This window comes from Enhydrobacter aerosaccus, assembly GCF_900167455.1.
GTDB classification, from domain to species: Bacteria; Pseudomonadota; Alphaproteobacteria; order Reyranellales; family Reyranellaceae; genus Reyranella; species Reyranella aerosaccus.
In genome coordinates, this window is sequence record NZ_FUWJ01000005.1 from 221,790 (window position 1) to 237,966 (window position 16,177).

At 60.1% G+C, this 16,177-nt stretch carries 20 protein-coding genes and 1 pseudogene; 20 read left to right on the forward strand and 1 reads right to left on the reverse strand.

What is annotated here, in order from left to right:
- Positions 1 to 13 precede the first annotated feature (13 nt).
- The 11 genes from B5D62_RS19760 (at position 14) to B5D62_RS19820 (ending at position 6,476) form a co-directional block, all read left to right on the forward strand.
- On the forward strand, positions 14 to 205 hold the full coding sequence (locus tag B5D62_RS19760) for a hypothetical protein (RefSeq protein WP_085935648.1): 192 nt from the start codon (positions 14 to 16) through the stop codon (positions 203 to 205).
- A 51-nt stretch (positions 206 to 256) separates the two neighbouring features.
- Complete coding sequence (locus B5D62_RS19765; protein WP_085935649.1) at positions 257 to 625, forward strand: hypothetical protein; 369 nt, start codon at positions 257 to 259, stop codon at positions 623 to 625.
- Between the two features lie 8 nt (positions 626 to 633).
- Entirely contained in the window at positions 634 to 798 is a 165-nt protein-coding gene (locus B5D62_RS33445; RefSeq protein ID WP_170921032.1) for a hypothetical protein, read from the forward strand.
- Positions 799 to 878: 80 nt separating this feature from the next.
- On the forward strand, positions 879 to 1,262 hold the full coding sequence (locus B5D62_RS19770; RefSeq protein WP_085935650.1) for a hypothetical protein: 384 nt from the start codon (positions 879 to 881) through the stop codon (positions 1,260 to 1,262).
- 3 nt (positions 1,263 to 1,265) lie between these two features.
- Entirely contained in the window at positions 1,266 to 1,562 is a 297-nt protein-coding gene (locus B5D62_RS19775) for a hypothetical protein (protein ID WP_085935651.1), read from the forward strand.
- Positions 1,563 to 1,602: 40 nt separating this feature from the next.
- Positions 1,603 to 2,295, forward strand: a complete 693-nt coding sequence (locus B5D62_RS19780; RefSeq protein WP_085935652.1) for a hypothetical protein — start codon at positions 1,603 to 1,605, stop codon at positions 2,293 to 2,295.
- Positions 2,264 to 2,776, forward strand: coding sequence for a PDDEXK family nuclease (locus B5D62_RS34365; RefSeq protein WP_085935653.1), 513 nt, complete (start codon positions 2,264 to 2,266; stop codon positions 2,774 to 2,776). The genes B5D62_RS19780 and B5D62_RS34365 overlap by 32 nt, the downstream gene beginning before the upstream one ends.
- Positions 2,777 to 3,510: 734 nt before the next feature.
- Entirely contained in the window at positions 3,511 to 3,954 is a 444-nt protein-coding gene (locus B5D62_RS19805) for a helix-turn-helix domain-containing protein (protein WP_170921033.1), read from the forward strand.
- Positions 3,955 to 4,125: 171 nt separating this feature from the next.
- Positions 4,126 to 4,332: a hypothetical protein gene (locus B5D62_RS19810; protein WP_085935658.1), complete on the forward strand. Its 207-nt coding sequence runs from the start codon at positions 4,126 to 4,128 to the stop codon at positions 4,330 to 4,332.
- A gap of 33 nt (positions 4,333 to 4,365) precedes the next feature.
- Positions 4,366 to 5,040 (forward strand): hypothetical protein, encoded by a 675-nt coding sequence (locus B5D62_RS19815; RefSeq protein WP_085935659.1) that lies wholly within the window; start codon positions 4,366 to 4,368, stop codon positions 5,038 to 5,040.
- Positions 5,041 to 5,042: 2 nt separating this feature from the next.
- Positions 5,043 to 6,476 (forward strand): glycosyl hydrolase family 28-related protein, encoded by a 1,434-nt coding sequence (locus B5D62_RS19820; protein ID WP_085935660.1) that lies wholly within the window; start codon positions 5,043 to 5,045, stop codon positions 6,474 to 6,476.
- 5 nt (positions 6,477 to 6,481) lie between these two features.
- On the opposite strand, the gene B5D62_RS19825 is transcribed toward B5D62_RS19820, so the two are convergent.
- Positions 6,482 to 7,264, reverse strand: a complete 783-nt coding sequence (locus B5D62_RS19825; RefSeq protein WP_139373977.1) for a class I SAM-dependent methyltransferase — start codon at positions 7,262 to 7,264, stop codon at positions 6,482 to 6,484.
- A gap of 87 nt (positions 7,265 to 7,351) precedes the next feature.
- Between B5D62_RS19825 and B5D62_RS19830 the strand changes: the two genes are divergently transcribed.
- From B5D62_RS19830 to B5D62_RS32970, 9 genes and pseudogenes are all read left to right on the forward strand, one after another.
- A complete protein-coding gene (locus B5D62_RS19830) occupies positions 7,352 to 8,977 on the forward strand; it encodes a toprim domain-containing protein (protein WP_218191162.1) in 1,626 nt (541 codons plus the stop codon).
- Positions 8,978 to 9,341: 364 nt separating this feature from the next.
- On the forward strand, positions 9,342 to 11,273 hold the full coding sequence (locus B5D62_RS19840) for a DNA polymerase (RefSeq protein WP_085935663.1): 1,932 nt from the start codon (positions 9,342 to 9,344) through the stop codon (positions 11,271 to 11,273).
- Positions 11,158 to 11,691 carry a GIY-YIG nuclease family protein gene (locus B5D62_RS34370; protein WP_085935664.1) on the forward strand — a complete coding sequence of 178 codons (534 nt, stop codon included), beginning with the start codon at positions 11,158 to 11,160 and terminating at the stop codon, positions 11,689 to 11,691. Before B5D62_RS19840 ends, B5D62_RS34370 begins: the two co-directional genes overlap by 116 nt.
- Positions 11,576 to 11,920, forward strand: a pseudogene (locus tag B5D62_RS34375) (hypothetical protein); the annotation flags it as partial. The gene B5D62_RS34370 and the pseudogene B5D62_RS34375, both read left to right, overlap by 116 nt.
- Before the next feature lie 395 nt (positions 11,921 to 12,315).
- Positions 12,316 to 12,942: a hypothetical protein gene (locus tag B5D62_RS34025; protein WP_231714877.1), complete on the forward strand. Its 627-nt coding sequence runs from the start codon at positions 12,316 to 12,318 to the stop codon at positions 12,940 to 12,942.
- 32 nt (positions 12,943 to 12,974) lie between these two features.
- A complete protein-coding gene (locus B5D62_RS19860) occupies positions 12,975 to 13,202 on the forward strand; it encodes a hypothetical protein (protein ID WP_139373978.1) in 228 nt (75 codons plus the stop codon).
- Between the two features lie 236 nt (positions 13,203 to 13,438).
- Positions 13,439 to 15,055: a portal protein gene (locus B5D62_RS19865; RefSeq protein ID WP_085935668.1), complete on the forward strand. Its 1,617-nt coding sequence runs from the start codon at positions 13,439 to 13,441 to the stop codon at positions 15,053 to 15,055.
- 33 nt (positions 15,056 to 15,088) lie between these two features.
- Entirely contained in the window at positions 15,089 to 15,304 is a 216-nt protein-coding gene (locus tag B5D62_RS19870; RefSeq protein WP_085935669.1) for a hypothetical protein, read from the forward strand.
- Positions 15,297 to 16,160 (forward strand): capsid assembly protein, encoded by an 864-nt coding sequence (locus B5D62_RS32970; protein ID WP_139373979.1) that lies wholly within the window; start codon positions 15,297 to 15,299, stop codon positions 16,158 to 16,160. The genes B5D62_RS19870 and B5D62_RS32970 overlap by 8 nt, the downstream gene beginning before the upstream one ends.
- Positions 16,161 to 16,177 lie beyond the last annotated feature (17 nt).

Below are 16,177 nucleotides of genomic sequence, written 5' to 3' on the forward strand. Positions count from 1 at the left end.
AGAACCCAACCATATGAAGCCCTCCACCATCACGATCCGCCGAACCGCCGGAAGCCATGTCCTGATCGACACGGCCGGCGAGGTTCACGATCTCAGCCGCTACTTCACCGTTACCCGTGATCGCCAAGGCGTTCGCGCGGACCGAGCGGGAGAGTTCCAACGCGGCATCGTCAACCCGGTGCGGGACTGGTTCTTCCACGTCTAAGCCCACCCCTCTTCCTTCCCTCAACTCGCCTTTCAACTGGGAGCATTTCTAATGCCCGACAATATGATCGACCTCAAGGACCTGGACCTTCATCCCGTCTTCAGCTTGCTCGATCCCACGCACGACGCTATCGCCAATGACATCCGTGCTGCTAGCCGCGCCGCCCTGCACGGGCCGGGCCTGGAGAGTGATTCGAGTGTTGGCCCTGATATCTTCGGGAGTCTCACGGCGAAGCTCATGGTCATGAACGACAACGCGGCGCTTGGCTTCAAGTTCGTCGCCTGTGCGGACGGCTCGATGGTGGTCGAACTTCACCTCGGCGCTGCCTCCACCAAGGAACTCTCGGCGTTGCTCGATGTGGGAGCGGCGTGCCTGTCCAAGATGGATGACCACGCGACCCGCGAAGGGTGGGGAGCGTAGGGCTGACGATGATGCACTTCATTGCACTCCTGGTCAGCTCGGGACTTCTCGGCTTCTCGCTCTTCGCCATCGCCGTTTCGATCTGGATCGAAGAGCCGGACGCCCTGGCCCGCCACATCCGTGCCGCCGCCCTGGCCTGCATCGCCCTCGGTATCCTGGCGCAGCACTCGTGAAGCGTCCCAACGATCCCATCGGCGTGGCTACGCTGGTCTTCGCCGTGATCGTCATGATCGGTATCTGGCTGCTCTAGTCCATGGAAAAGACTGACGCGGCCATCTCGGCCGTCATCACCAAACTTGATGCCCTGATCGCCAACCACGCGGCCCAGGGTATCGAGGTGACGCTCAAGGCCATGTGGTGGCACGAATTGTTCGACTTGCTCAATGGGCTTGCTTACTTGGCACTTGCGTTTCTTGCGGCGTATTTGGTCGTCAAGCTCTGGAAGGAGGGCACAAAAGCCGACTGGGACCCTGACAAGGTAAGCGGATGGCTTGTCGGCGGCCTGATCGTTGGTGGAGGAGCGACATTCATCTCCACCATCATAGGCTTTGCCTGTCTCGCCTCAACGTCGTGGGTCACTTTGGTAGACCCGCGCTACGGTCTCGCCCTGAAGCTCTTGCGGGTGGTGGGCCTCTAGCTGATGCCCATCACCTCACGGCTCGATAGGGACCTCCTGCATTCCCTGCCGACCATCAAGGCGGCCCGCGCTACGATCAACATCCTCGACCGCATCCAGTTCCTCTCTCCCGAGGAGCAGATCGCGGGAGCTTGCGCGGCCTTCATGCTCATCTGTGAAGGCTACAAGTTCCCCGCCCAGGATGCCTTCGCCGCGACAAAGAACATGATGGCCCACCACGACGACCGTGGCCGGTCAGAGTTCGATGCCGCTCGCTCGTATCTCGATGCGGACGTGTTCCGCACGAAGCCCAACACCTGATCAACCCACACACTCACACCCACAGGAACAATCTCTCGCCATGGCATCCCAGAATCGTCCCCGTATCCCGAGCAAGACCCTGATCCTTCCGGCTGGTACCGCATGGTTCGCCGTCACGCATCCCGACCGCGCCGAAAACAAGTGGGACCCGACCAACCCCAACTGGTCCATCCGTGTAGTGTGGGAGGGTGAGGCCCGCAAGGAAGTTGAGCGGCTGCTCGGCCCGCTTCCGCTGGAGGCCCTCGAAATCAAGAAGGCCGAACTCATCGCCGCCGCCGGCTCCGACATGGTGAAGGTCAAGAAGGCCGAGGCCATGGAATACGAGATGCCGTGGCGCGAAGTGCTGAGCAAGGAGACGGGCGAACCCACGGGCGAAATCGAGATCGTGTTCAAGCGCCCCGCGTGGAAGACCGACCGGGCCACGAAGATGAAGGTTCGGAACTCGCCACCGGCCACCGTGAACGCCCAGGCGGAGATTGTCTCGGGCCTCGTGATCCCCAACCGATCGATTGTCGTGGTGAAGATGGCGACGTGGCCGGTGTACTTCTCCTCGGACAACCGAGCGGGCATCAAGCGGCTCCTGGAGAGCGTGCAACTCGTCTCGCTGCCAAAGGCCCGCACTCCGGATGCCTCGGGCTTCCAGAAGTACGAAGCCACGGGCGACGACAGCGACCAATCCGACTACCAGCCCCAGGGCACGGATGGCGCGCAGACGGTGGGCGCGGACTACTAAGCCCAAGACAATCGACGGCACTCCCTATCGCAGCAAGTTTGAGGTGGCCATCGCCGCTGATCTGACTGCGAGGGGAGTGTCGTTCGATTACGAAGCCCTGAAGCTCCGCTACGTGACGGAGCACACCTACAAGCCGGACTTCTCTTCCGGCTCCGTAGTGATTGAGGCCAAGGGATACTTCACGAGCGCTGACCGCTCGAAGCTCCTGGCCGTCAAGGAGGCGCATCCCGAGCTGGACCTTCGCCTCCTCTTTCAACGTGCATCAAACAAGCTCTCGAAGGAAAGTGAGACAACCTATGCAGACTGGGCAGAACAACACGGGTTCCAATGGGCCGAAGGGCGAGTACCTGAAGAGTGGCTCCGGCCGCTCCCCCGAAAGTCTCGTAGGCGCGGGACCCATTCGCTTCTCATTCGTTCACGCTCCGCAACGCCGAACCATGCTGAAGCTGCACCTATGCTCACTCTCTGTGCTCTTGGATAAGAGCGATGTGAGCGAACTGATCACTGCGCTGGAATCTTATAGGGGAGTTCTCTAACGATGCCTGAAGTTAGGGTTATCCGAGTTTGCCCCGATCCGCCGGCGATCAAAGACGTGGTGGTGGTCCTGACAGAAGCCGAGGCGCGTCAGCTCCGGACACTCATTTGGAACAGCGTGACGCGGCGCAGGCGGCGGCGCCATGACACCATATACCTAGTATCCGCCGAGAAGCTCGGTAGGGAGCTGGTGTCGGAGCTATCAGAGAAAGTTCCGACACCGTTTGAGAAGGACACTTAACGATGGCTACGATCACCGTTGAACGCGAAGAGCCGGCTCCGACTCCCCTGAAGAACGTAACGATTACGTTCGACGCAAAAGAGGTGAGGTTCCTTCGCTCCGCCCTCTGGAGTTCCAAGTGCATGTTGGAATCCAAGAAGTGGAAGGACGACTGGAGTGCCCAAAGCTTGGAATTCCAGAAGAAGCTCTACGATCAGCTCCGGGAGGTCCTCTAACGATGCCCACGGTAAGCATCGGGCAGAACGTTCCACCGCCTCCCCACCCGTGGGAAGTCTGTATTGGCCTGTCCCGAGAGGAAGTTGAGTTCCTCCGATGGAACCTCTGGCTGGCCCGTCTATCGATGGCGAAGAAGGCACGCAAGAGGAAACTGCGGGAGGGCGAAGCCAAGGCATACGCCTTCGCTGGGAGCCTCTATGAGACAATCAAGGAGATCGCCTGAGATGGCCCCGCTCATGCTGGAGCCCGTTAGAGGGGCACAGGTGCGCGCATATTACGAACCGGACCTCGGCGGGAAGCCGTTCGTGATGATCCGTTTGTTCAGCTCCAAGTTCGGCCCTCAAGTGGGCCAAGTTGAATGGACGCAAGAGAAGGACGTTGACGCCGTGATCAACGCCCTCAAGGAGGCCAAGGCAACCGCCTTCCCGAAGTCTCCCAAGCCCCTCTGCCCTGCCTCCAAGGAACTCCTCGGCTATCTCCGCCGGCACCGCGACATCACCCCCATCAAGGCTCGCGAGGAACTCGGCATCGAGCACCTCCCGAGGCGTATCAAAGACCTCAAGGAGCACGGCCACAAGATCGTGACCGAGTTCAAGAAGGGATGGGCCGGCAAGAGGTACGCCCACTATGTGCTCAAAGAGGAGCCCCAGGTGAGCGCGGGGGGCTGATCATGGACGGTAGTCCGCCGATGCTCCTTTGGTTCCTCCTTGGGGCGTGTGCCGGGGTGCTCTCTTGTTTGCTCCTCGTGGCCGTCTCATTGGTGGCTCCTTTGTCGGGGCCACACTTCGTTTCCCTGCCCAACCCCCGGCCGGCAACATCAGAAGAGAAAGGTTGAACGCATGAGTGAACGGGACCGCTACCGACGCAAGTATCGCCGCCTCAAGAAAGCGGTGCTCGCGCTCTACACCGCTGCAATGTGGGAACCGGATCGTGACGTTCCCCACCAAGCGGAACTCTGGGCCAATCTCCGGGATGCCGCCGGGATCAAACCGGGGACCAAAATGGATCTGATGCTAGGGCACCTCCGCGACGACGCCGACCGCTAACTTCAAGATATTTCCCAAGGGAACCTAGCGTAGGTGACAACCACCACCAACGACATCCTTTTCACTCTCGACGGCACGCACAAGACCACCGATATCTTCCAGCCCTTCGATCCGACTTCGAGCGCATCCCGCCGCCCCTTTGAGGTCCACATCACTGGCACCTTCGTGGGCCGCGCGCAGTTGCTCGTGAGCTATGACGCGGGGACGACTTGGACTTCGCTGATCACTTTGGAAGCCCCTGCGGTTATCCCGAGGCAGCGCACGTCCCGCCCCAACACGCTCTACAAGGTTTCCTGGGATGACACCGTCACGGGTGACACGGGCGGTTACACCTCGGGGGCCGCAACGGTGTTCATCGGGCGGTCTGATGAGCATTCCCGCGTTCCGTACAAGTTCGTCAAACAGGTGGACTATAAGGGCCGCGCCAAGATGCCCCTCGTGTGGGGTTCTCCTGTTGCGGTCTCTAATACCGGCACGTCGAAGCTTCTGGTTGCCGCTAACCCGACAAGGCGTGCTCTCAAAATCATATCTCCGGATGGAAACAGCCGCGCTGATTATGACCTGTCCGGAGGTACAGCCGTGGCCAACGGAGGGGCACCTCTCTATGGTGGCGAGAGCGATACCTACACCTTCGAGGACTGCCCCGTTGGGGCGGTTACGTTCATCTGCGCTAGCGGCCAGTCGTTGGTTGTGCAGGAAGCAACCTAAAAATGAGTGTCCTGCACTCTAGGCCGTCCCCAGTTTCGTCATTCGTAACGGCGTCGGGGACCACCACCCCCCGACGGCTCACGGACCGCTTTGCCGAAGAGATCAACGTCAAGGACTTCGGGGCAATCGGTGACGGTGTGGCGGATGACACGGCGGCGCTCCAGGCAGCGGCAGCAGCGGCTCAATCTCTAGGCCGCCAGTGGCTCGCACCGGCGGGACGGTACAAGGTCTCTGCTCCGATCCCGGTCACGACTTCTGGTGCCTCTCTAGGCGGCGCCCCCGGAGGTCTGACAACCATATTCGCGGCGGGAAATTTTACGGCCGTATTCACGTTGTCCGGCACTGCGCTTGAAGCAACAAGCATCTCTGACATCAAGATCGACACTTCCGGAACGACCACGCAGTGCATCAACGTGGCGCTTGCGACGAACACCGTTTCAGGGACGCGGCCGTTACGGTTCGAGCGGCTGTGGCTATACGGCGACTTACCCGGCGCCTTGTTCTATAGCGCCGGAAACCTTCTTTCGATCAAGGGCTGTACGTTCGGGCCGAATAGTCCCAACACGGTGGCTCTCCACATGGATATGTGGAACCTCAACAACATTGTTGAGGGCAACGACATCATGGGTGCCGGTCCCGGCGTCCATATCTCAAAGAGTGGTTCCGACGTTGCGCCTCAAGGCATAGACATCCTCGGGAATAAGATCGTCAGCTTCGGGGCGGCTTACAACATCAAGATTGATTGTGCGGCCGAAGAGATAGTGATCGCCAAGAATATTTGTGATCAGGCGTTGACGACAGCAGTTGATCTAGCGCTGGCGTACCAGACGACACTTGAGGGCAATTGGTTTGGCCTACAAGGTACAGCAAATATCGCCGTAACGTTGCACGAGACCACCTCTCAAGTAGAAGTATCCGGAAATACTTTCGGACCCTGCGGGATCGGCTTGGCGGCTCTTGCAACAGCTAGCTCGCGCGTCTCCTCAGTCGGGATACATGGGAATCAGTTTGCGGGATGCGCCGAAAGTGCATTGCAGCTTGATTCTGTGCTCGGCGCGACGATTACGGGGAACAAGGACACTTCCAGCTCCGCGAATGGTTCTTGGGTGACGCTCGCGACTTATGGACCCGGCAAGTACACCTTCGACAACAGCAACTGGAGTACGAACGGCCTTGCCGCTTTCGACCCCACTAGTTCGTACCGCTTCGGTAATGATACCGGGATTGTGGGGAGAAATCGAGGCAAGGCAGTGGTGTCCTCCGCCGCTACTTCAGTCACGATCAACCACGGGCTATTCACGACCCCTTCATGTGTACGTGTTTCCCCCGAAGGGAATACCGGAGCGTTCTTTGTCTCCGCGATTGGAGGCACCAGTTTCACCGTCACTTGGTCAAATAGCATCGCCTGCAATATCCACTGGGACGCTGAAGTCTGAGAACTTCAGATTACCAGTTTGTGGCGCGATGCGACCATGTTGATGCACGGCCCGTTGGGATGGTCGCGAACGTCCATGCTCTGGTCAATGTAGATGAATCCCATCTGGCATAGGTGGTTGAAGATATCCCGTTTGGTCAGCCAAGCGCAGCTCTCATAGACGCCACCGCAGTAGACGGCCTTCGTCCCCATACCGCCGTAGGACTTGATGTAGTGCTTAACGCCGTCACGAACCTCTGTGGAGACGATAGAGGAAGCCCATTCTTCGTTCGGTCGGAGATCATCCGGGATGTAATGCGTGTAGATGTAGAGCCGATCAGTGGCGCGCCCAAGCAGCGTGAGAAGCTTCAGCGGTTCCATCATGTGGTAAAGGACGCCCGCCGCCACGATCACGTCGAATTGTCGGTTACTATCCTCCAGCCACGGCAGAAAGTCGCCGAGCAGGAAGCGGCTTCTGGTGAGGCCAGCGATTTCCTTGGTAATCAGGCATTTCATGAAGCAGCGGCGGTTGGCTTCTATGGCTGTGACTTGAGCCGCCCCTGCTCGCTCCAGCATATAGGTGTGGCCGCCTTCAAGCGGACCGAGTTCCAGCACTCGCTTTCCTTTGACTCCACCAAGGCGCTGGAGTGCCCAGCTTACGCGTGCGTCCTCAAACAGCGCCGCACCGCCACCGCTCGCCTTGAAATGGGCCGGGAACTGGCTTGTCCAGTCCGAGATGCAATCGACAGCGGCTTGCGGGGTTGGGGAAGTGCCAAGGCAAATGTCTTGAACGGCGGGATTGTTTGTCATGGTTAAATCTTGCCACTCGCGTGCACCTTGTTCAATCCCCCTTTTATTAAGGGAGCAACCATAAGTAGACAGGCCAACTTCCAAGTCGTGACTGATAGCGAGCAGACGGCCAAGCTAGATTGTCCGGACTGCGGTGGTAAGAGGTCCCTCGGGGTTTACTCGGACGGACACACCTACTGCTTCAAGTGCGGGACCGTCACGAAGGATTCGGAGATAGCACAGAACGTCCCTCCCGATCACCGCACGGAACCCCAAGCGGCGATCCCCCTGGAGAATATCGAGTACGTCCCACTTACCAAGCGCAAGCTCTCCGCCGAGACCACGCGCAAATGGAAGTACGGGGTTAACGGCGCTGCCCAGGTCGCCAACTACTTCGCGGACGATGGGGTGACACTCATTGACCAGAAGGTGCGCCTCCCGGACAAGACCATGTTCTGGAAAGTGGGCGGCCAAGAGGTGGGCCTCTATGGCAAGTGGTTGTGGCCCAAGGGGGGTAAGAGGGTGATCGTCACCGAGGGCGAGATCGATGCCCTCACGGTCTCCCAGCTTCAGGACAACAAGTGGCCCGTGGTGTCTCTTCCTCACGGCGCTCAAACAGCCGTCAAGGCCATCAAGAAGGATATGGACTGGCTCCTGTCCTTCGAGACCGTGGTGCTCGCCTTTGACATGGACGAGCCCGGCCAAGCGGCGGCCAAGAAGTGTGCCGAGGTCCTCCCGCTCGGCAAGGTGAGGATCGCCAAGCTGCCCGCGAAGGACGCCAACGAAGCCTGGACCACGGGCAAGGTGGAAGCGCTCTCTTCGTCCCTGTGGAACGCCGAGGCATTCAAGCTCGATGGCATTGTAGCCGCTGCTGATATTGCCGCGACGATCATGGACGAGCCGAAGATGGGAACCCCGTGGAAGTGGGACAGTCTCACCAAGCTCACCTATGGACGGCGGCCGGGAGAGATCATCGGCTTCGGTGGAGGAACCGGCGGCGGCAAGACCGACTTCTTCTCAGAGCAAATCGAGTTCGACGTTTGCACGTTGAAGGTTCCGACCGGCATCCTCTTCTTGGAGCAACCTCCTGAGGTCTCTATTCGGCGCATCATGGGAAAGCATCTCTCAAAGATGCTCCACATTCCCGGAAAGGCATCGAAGGAAGACCTAGCCACCGCCTCACGGTTAGCGAAAGACCTCCCGCTCTACTTCTTCGATCACTTCGGTCAGATGGACTGGGAGACGATCAAGGCGAGGATCATCTACATGGTGAAGTCACTAGGGTGTAAGCACATCTACCTTGATCACCTCACGGCTCTCTCAGCGGACGCGGAGGATGAGAACAAGGAGCTTGGCCGGATCATGGCTCAGATCGCGGGCCTCGCCCAAGAAATGGGTTTCATCTTCCATTACATCTCCCATCTCGCCACGCCCGAGGGGAAGCCCCACGAGGAAGGTGGACGTATCTCGTTCCGCCACTTCCGGGGCTCTCGTGCGATCCAGTTCTGGTCACACACTGGCTTCGGCCTTGAGCGCAATCAACAGGCTGAGGATCAGGACACGAAGCTCACCACCACGCTCCGTTGCCTGAAGTGCCGCGAATACGGACTAGCTACTGGTGAGGTGCTCTTCTTCAAGTACGACCCGGAGACCGGACGACAGAATGAAACCGACAAAGCCCCCGCTCCGAGCGCTGAGGGATTCCAGCGGCACGCCGCCCCCAACGACTACTAGAAGCGATCCCCAGCTCGCCGCGATCACGTTCAAAGGCGCGTACCTCAGCCGGGAGAATATTCGAGACCTAGCGGCGGCTTTCGCGGTGGCCGACAGGGAGACCCGTGATGGTATCCCGAGAGCCGACGGGATGAACATCCAGCAGGGCCTTCTCTCGATTTGCCCTAGCACTTCGTTCCACTATGCGTGACGCGGAGCTTTTGGCTCACATGAAGAAGACGGGAGCCACTGTATCTCTCCTGCATTCCTTCAAGGAGCTTCCGGCAGAGCTAGCTATTCGGAAGGGGGACAACCTAGTACGCCTTACCGAAGATGAAGTGAGAACACTCTTTGAGGTTCTCCCGATGATCCTAGAAGAGTTTACGTGAGGCGGCTTCTCTTCGATATCGAAACGAATGGCCTGCTCCGTGACCTGACAAAGATGCACTGCTTGGTCATCGGCGATGAAGAGGGAAACATTCTCTTCGATCCCGGCGGCCCCGAGGCAGACTTCACGGAAGCTCTCAAGGCCCTCGAAGAAGCTGACGAGATCATCGGCCACAATATCATCCGCTTTGATATCCCAGCGCTGAAGAAGCTGTACCCGTGGTGGAACCCCAAGGGCAAAGTCCGGGACACGATCATCTATTCCAAGGTGATCTGGCCGAACCTGAAGGACCTGGACTTCCCCAACTGGCGCGCTGGAAAGATACCAGGACAGATCATCGGGGCTCACCGACTGGAAGCCTGGGGGCTTCGCCTTGGTGAACTCAAGGACGAGTACGAGGGCGACCCTTCGATTGAGAACCTGAAGGAGCGCAAGGCCCGCAAGTGGGAAGCGTGGAACCCAACCATGCACGCCTATATGCGGCAGGACTACAAGACCACGCTCGCCTTCTGGAACAAGATCAAGACGAAGCTCTCCCTTGTGCCGGCCGACGTGATCGACCTGGAGCACAACGTAGCGGAGATCATCTTCAGGCAAGAGCAGTTCGGTGTCTGCTTCAACGTGGAGAAGGCTCAGGCCCTCGCGGCGAAACTCACGGCGGAACGCGCGGAACTCGGCCAGCAGCTTCAGGAGAGGTTCCCCGCGTGGCACGATGAAGAGGTCTTCGTTCCCAAGGTCAACAACAAGAAGATGGGATACGAGAAGGGCGTTCCGTTCACGAAGATAACCGTGACGGAGTTCTCGGCCAGCAATCGGTTCCACATCGAGCGGGCGTTTCGAGAGCACCTAGGCTGGGAACCCACCGAGTTCAACGAGGACGGTACGGCGAAGACCGACGAAGAGACGCTCAACCTCCTGCCGTATCCCGAAGCAAAGCTCGTGGTCCGCTACTTGGTGCTCTCCAAGCTCCTGGGCTATGTGGCCAACGGCAAGGAGGCGTGGCTCCGTCACGTCACGAGTGAAGGGCGGATACATGGTGGCGTCGATAGCGTCGGTGCCCACACCTTCCGGATGACGCACTCAAAGCCGAACCTCGGGCAGGTCCCAAGCAACGACGTTCCTTACGGCCACGAGTGCAGGGAACTATTCGAGCCTCCTCCCGGGTGGCTCATGACGGGTATCGACGCGGACGCCCTAGAGGGCCGCGTGATGGCTCACTATCTCAGTCCGCTTGATGGCGGCGAGTTCCTGAAGACGATCCTCGAAGGCAAGAAGGAAGACGGTTCCGACCTCCACTCGCTCAATTGTGCGCGTATCGGCCGAGACCCGAAGGGCAAGTACCTCCGGGGAGGCACCATGTTGCCCGGCCGAGATACTCTCAAGGAGTTCTTCTACGCGCTGATCTACGGCGCAGGTGGGGAGCAGCTCGGGGTGATCCTTGGCGTAACCGGACCGAAGGAAAAGATACGTGGTCGGGTGGTCGATACGACAGCCAAGGCGGCGGGCTCCGAGGCCGAGCGAAAGCTCCTTGATAACTTCCCTGCTCTGAAGGCGCTCCGCGAGAGCGTCCAGAAAACTTGGAGCATTCGCAAGTACCTCATCGGCATTGACGGACGACGCCTCTATCCCCGCTCCCGCAACGCGGCTCTCAACACGCTCTTTCAAAGCGGCGGTGCTATCCCGATGAAGGTGGCCCTCGTCATCCTAGACGGTGATCTGCAAGCCGCCGGATACGTGCCGGGTGTCGATTACGAGTTCATGTTGAACGTACATGACGAATGGCAGATCGCCCACCGGCCGGAAATCACGGAAGATGTTAGGAAGCTCGGGACAGGTGCCATCGCGAAAGCGGGCGAAGTCCTCAAGTTCCGCTGTCCCCTCGTGGGATCGGCCAGCAAGCCGGGACACTCGTGGGCGGAAACACACTAACTCCCGTCCCGTTGTCTACCTCATCACCAATCCGGTGTGGCCGGGGTGGTTCAAGGTGGGCAAGGCGGATCGGCTTTCTGATCGGCTCAACACTTACCAGACTGGCGATCCTCATCGATCTTACGAGGTCCTCGCCTACGTCCTCACGGATGACCCTAGAGGCCTCGAACGGATTGCCCTCAATCGTGTGCCTCGGCACTCTCGACGGAGTGAGTGGTTCAAGGCCAAGCGCAGCTCAGTCGCTATCTCCCTCTTAGAGAAGGCAAACCACGATCACAACGAACGTAAGGCCAACGCTGCTCGTGGACGGCGACGCTCTCGCTTACCGCGTCGCGGCAGCCACCGAGCGGGAGACCGAGTGGGCTCCTGGCGAGATAACTCTTTCCACCTCGTTACCCGCCGCATACGAAGGCGTTGAGCTGCACCTCCGCACCTGGAAGGAGAAGCTCGATGCGAAGTCTATCAGGGTGGCGCTGAGCGATCAGCCGTGGACGTTCCGCATGGACGTTTACAAGCCCTACAAGGCGCATCGCAAAGAGGTCCGCAAGCCGCTCGGCCTGAAGCAGGTTCGCCAGTACCTCGTGGACAACCACAAGGGCGTGGTCCTCCCGGGCCTCGAAGCGGACGACCTCATGGGCCTCTGGATGACCGACCCGAGGAAGCACAAGGAAGACGGGATCATCGTATCCTGGGACAAGGATATGCGCGCCGTTCCTGGCCGCTTCTGGGTTCCTGGGACAGACGAGGTGGAGGAGCGAGACGAACTCCACGCCGATCTCATGTGGATGGCCCAAGCCCTCTCCGGAGATACCGCAGACGGTTATCCGGGGTGCAAGAACGTTGGCCTCGTGAGGGCCAAGCGGATCGTCGAAGCAGCTATCGATCTTGTTCCGGAACCGGGACACCTCGAAGTCATGTGGCACGCAGTGCTGAAGACGTTCCTCAAAGCCGGCCACACCGAAGACGACGCAATCGTATCCGCCCGCCTCGCGCGCATCTTGCGCCACGGGGACTATGACCTGAAGGAGAAGAAGGTCCGTCTATGGACGCCGTTGAACTCAACAAGCCCCACATCATCGCCCTCTACAGTGATGCTCCGCGCGCGGGGAAATCGACAGCGGCTCGGGAACTCATCCGGCTCGCCTCGGCGGAGCCCCTCGCTGCAACCGTGGTCTCGTTCGCGTACCCCATCCGCCGCGCCGCGCGCCAAGTCCTCCCGGCATCGTGGAGCACCGAAAAGGTCCGCGAGCACCTAAGCGGGGATAAGAAGGACGCGCCTCTCGGGGAACTCGGGGGACGATCCGGCCGGGACCTCCTGAAGATCATCGGCAACACCGTACGGCGTTCCGTTCGGGATGACCTGTGGGCGGACCGCTTGCTGGAGGAGATCGACCAGACGTGCTTCGGCGGTGTGGTGGTGATCGATGATCTCCGCTTCCCCGGCGAGTACGCCAAGCTGAAGGAGCGAGGGGCGTTCCTGATCCGCCTTGTGACGACACACCCGGTTCCCCTCAGCGGTGTCCCTGCGGAGATGGTGGACGGGCTCCTCAACAACTGTGACTTCGATGCTCAGGTGCCGGCCAAGGGGCTGGTCCCGCAAGAGGTCCTGGAGAAGCTCATCGGTGACCTTTGGCGCGACCGCATCAAATCCTGGGTGGACCTCGCCTGATGTTGTTCCTAGGAGGCTGGGTCAAGTCGGCCATGGATGCTGTATCCGATGAGAAGCTGGAAGCGCACATCCGCAAGCGGATCACACCTGAGATGGTGGAGTTCCTCCGCCGTCGTTCACTAGGTCCTCGTCCGGAAGCAGACCGGGAGAGCAGCAGCGCGTACTTCAACTACGCCCTGGGTGTGCGTGACGGCAAAGCTGAAATGGTTGCCCACTTTGAACGACTGCTAACTGAGGCCCAAGACCCGGAGAACACCTAAGATGTGTTTCTTTGGCGGGGGCGCGGCCACGCCGAGCAGCACGGTTGTGAACCAGACGGTTCCAGCTCCTACTCCGCCGCCGACCGCCCCAGCCGCTACCCCAACTGCCAATCCTACCAAGAGCCCTGAGACCCGCCAGTCTGCCAACCCCAACGCGGTGGGATACGGCTCTCTCATCATCCCGCGCACGGCTATCTCTCCGGTCTCCCGGAGCGTCCCAGGCGCGTGATGGTTGAATGTCCCTAAGGGATGAGTACACGCCCGGCCGAGCGGCTGAGCGCTACAAGCACATGGAACGGGACCGCTGGCCCTTCCTCCAGCAAGGCCGATACAACGCGGCGATAACGATTCCTTGGGTGTGCCCTCCGTACACCTACAGGACGCCTCACGTAAACCTCCCGAAGCCTAACCAGGGCCTCGCGTTCCGTGGGCTGGACAACCTCGTGGGGACCTTCCTCGGCGTTCTCCTGCCTCCCGGGATGCCGTTCTTCAAGGTAAGCCTTCAGCCCAGCGTGGAAGCGGAGCTGATCGCAGCTCAGGGAGACCAGCTCGGTAGCGTCGTCTCGGCTCTCTCGAAATACGAGATGAGCTTCGTTGAGGCTATCGAGGAGGATGGTGATAGAGCCGGCATCTCGTCCGGGTTCCTTCACCTGCCCATCACGGGCAACGTGCTGCTTCACCTTCTGCCCAAGGGCGGAGTGCGGTCCTTCGGCCTCAACCAGTACGTCGTGCGTCGTGGGCCAACTGGGAAGATGCTCGAAAGCGTCCTCGTGGAAGCCACCCGGGTTTCCTCTCTGGATCGCGACCATCAGCTTCAGGTGTGTGGAACCAACGATGACCTCGCCTTCTCGGATGAGATCATTGACGTTTACACGCACGTCTTCTGGGATGCCGATGACAACCGCTACTACGAGTACCAGGAGGCCAAGGGGCAAATCCTTGAAGGCACCGAAGGGAACTACCCCGAGGATGCCGTGCCGTGGTTGCCGCTGCGATGGTCCTACGTCTCTGGCGAGGACTACGGCCGAGGGCTCATCGAAGGCATCTACAAAGATGTTGAGCGCTTCGATCACCTGAGCAAGGCCATCGGGGATGCCTCGAAGAACGCCGCTAAGCTCATCTGGATGCTCGGCGGTGGCGGCTCCCAAGCCCTTGCGAACAAGCTCTCCAAGGCTCAGTCCGGTGACTTCGTGGTGGGCGACGCGGCGAGCGTCAAGGCGCTCCAGCAAGAGAAGGCGGTAGACCTCCAGGTGGCCATCAAGGAGAAGGAAGCGCTCGGCGCTATGCTCTCCAAGATATTCCTGGATGGCACTTCGATCCAACGCGGCGGTGATCGCGTGACGAAGTTCGAGGTTGAGTACATGGCCCGTATGCTCCAGGCGGCCTACGCCAACGAGTACACGATCATCGGCCGGGAGTTCCAGCTCCCCTACTTCAACGCGAAGACTGCCCAGCTCCGCCGCCGGGGAGTGATCCCTCAGCTCCAGAAGAGCGCGATCAAGATCGCCATCACCACGGGTATCGATGCCCTGGGACGTGGCTCCGATCAGCAGAGCCTTGAGACGCTTGCCGAGGCTGCCTCGAAGATCAGCCAAGTTCCCGAGGACATGATCATCCATCGGGAGTACCTCCGCCGCTCCGCTGCAAACCTCGGCGTGAAGCCGGATGGCCTCATTCCCTCGGATGAGCAGGTACAGGCCAATCAACAGCAGCGGATGCAAGCGCAGATGGTCCAAGGGGCCACCCCGGAGATCGCTAAGGGTCTCGTGGGCGGTGCTCTCCAGCGACAAGGCGCGGCTATCGAGCAGGCACAACAGCAGGGCCAATCCCCTGAGCCAGCTCCTCCACAGTAACCATTACCACCATTACAAAGGAACAACTGGAACGTGACCGTTTCCAAGACCGATGAGGACCTCAATCCCCGCGTGACCGCGAAGAAGGGTCCGGAACTCATCAACACCGAGGCCACCGATCCCCAGGTGAAAGCCCTCCTGGCCCGTTATCCGAAGGCCAAGAACATCGAGCGTCTTCCGAGCGGCTCGTTCGCGGTTCGCTTCCTGAAGAAGCGCAACGTCTACATCAAGCCGCGTTCACATGGCTGAAATCATCACCGCAAGTGTGCCTCTCGATGGCTCCGGTAAAGCTCCGGCTGCGACAGGCACGGAGAACGGTGGTGCGGCTCCTGGCGGAGCTGGCGCGCAGTCTCCTGCTCCTGGTGGTGCTGCTCCTGGCAATGATGGGGCTGCTCCCGCTAACGGTGCTGCTCCTGGCGCTCCCAGTGATGGCGATAAGGGCCAAGCTGCGCCCGCTAACCCATCTGAGCTGACGAAGCCCGAGGAGAAGCCCCTCGGGAACACCAAGACGGAAGAGCAGCTTCGCGCCGAGAAGGTCACCGGGCGGGACCTCACGAAGTTCGCTGAGGAGTTCCAGGCCAACGGCAAGCTGAGCGATGAGAGCTACAAGGCTCTCGAAGAGGGCGGCTTCAATCGGGAAGTCGTGGATACCTACATCCGGGGTGTCCAGGCTGACGTGACGACGCGCTTGACGAATCTCGCGGAGACCGTGGGAGGCGTGGAGAACTACAACGCCATCCTCAACTGGGGCAAGACGGCCCTCACGGACACCGAGAAGGCGGAAGCCGTCAAGATGCTCTCGGGATCATCCCCGGAGACGGCCAAGACGTATCTCATTGGCCTCCAGGCGCGCTTCACCAAGGAGAACGGTGCGGCCCCCACCAGGACGGCAGGCGGCGGCGGCGCTCCGGCGGCTGACGTGTTCACGTCCCGGGCTGAGCAGGCCAAGGCGATGCGTGATCCTCGCTACAAGACCGATGCCAAGTACCGCGAGGAAGTCACTCAGAAGAGCATTCGGTCCTTCTCCGTGAAGGGCTCCCAGCGCCGCACCAAGAAGGCCGCTCCCCAGTCCTCTCGCCGCGCCCGCTCGAAGGGCAAGCGGTAGTTCAACCACTTCAATCA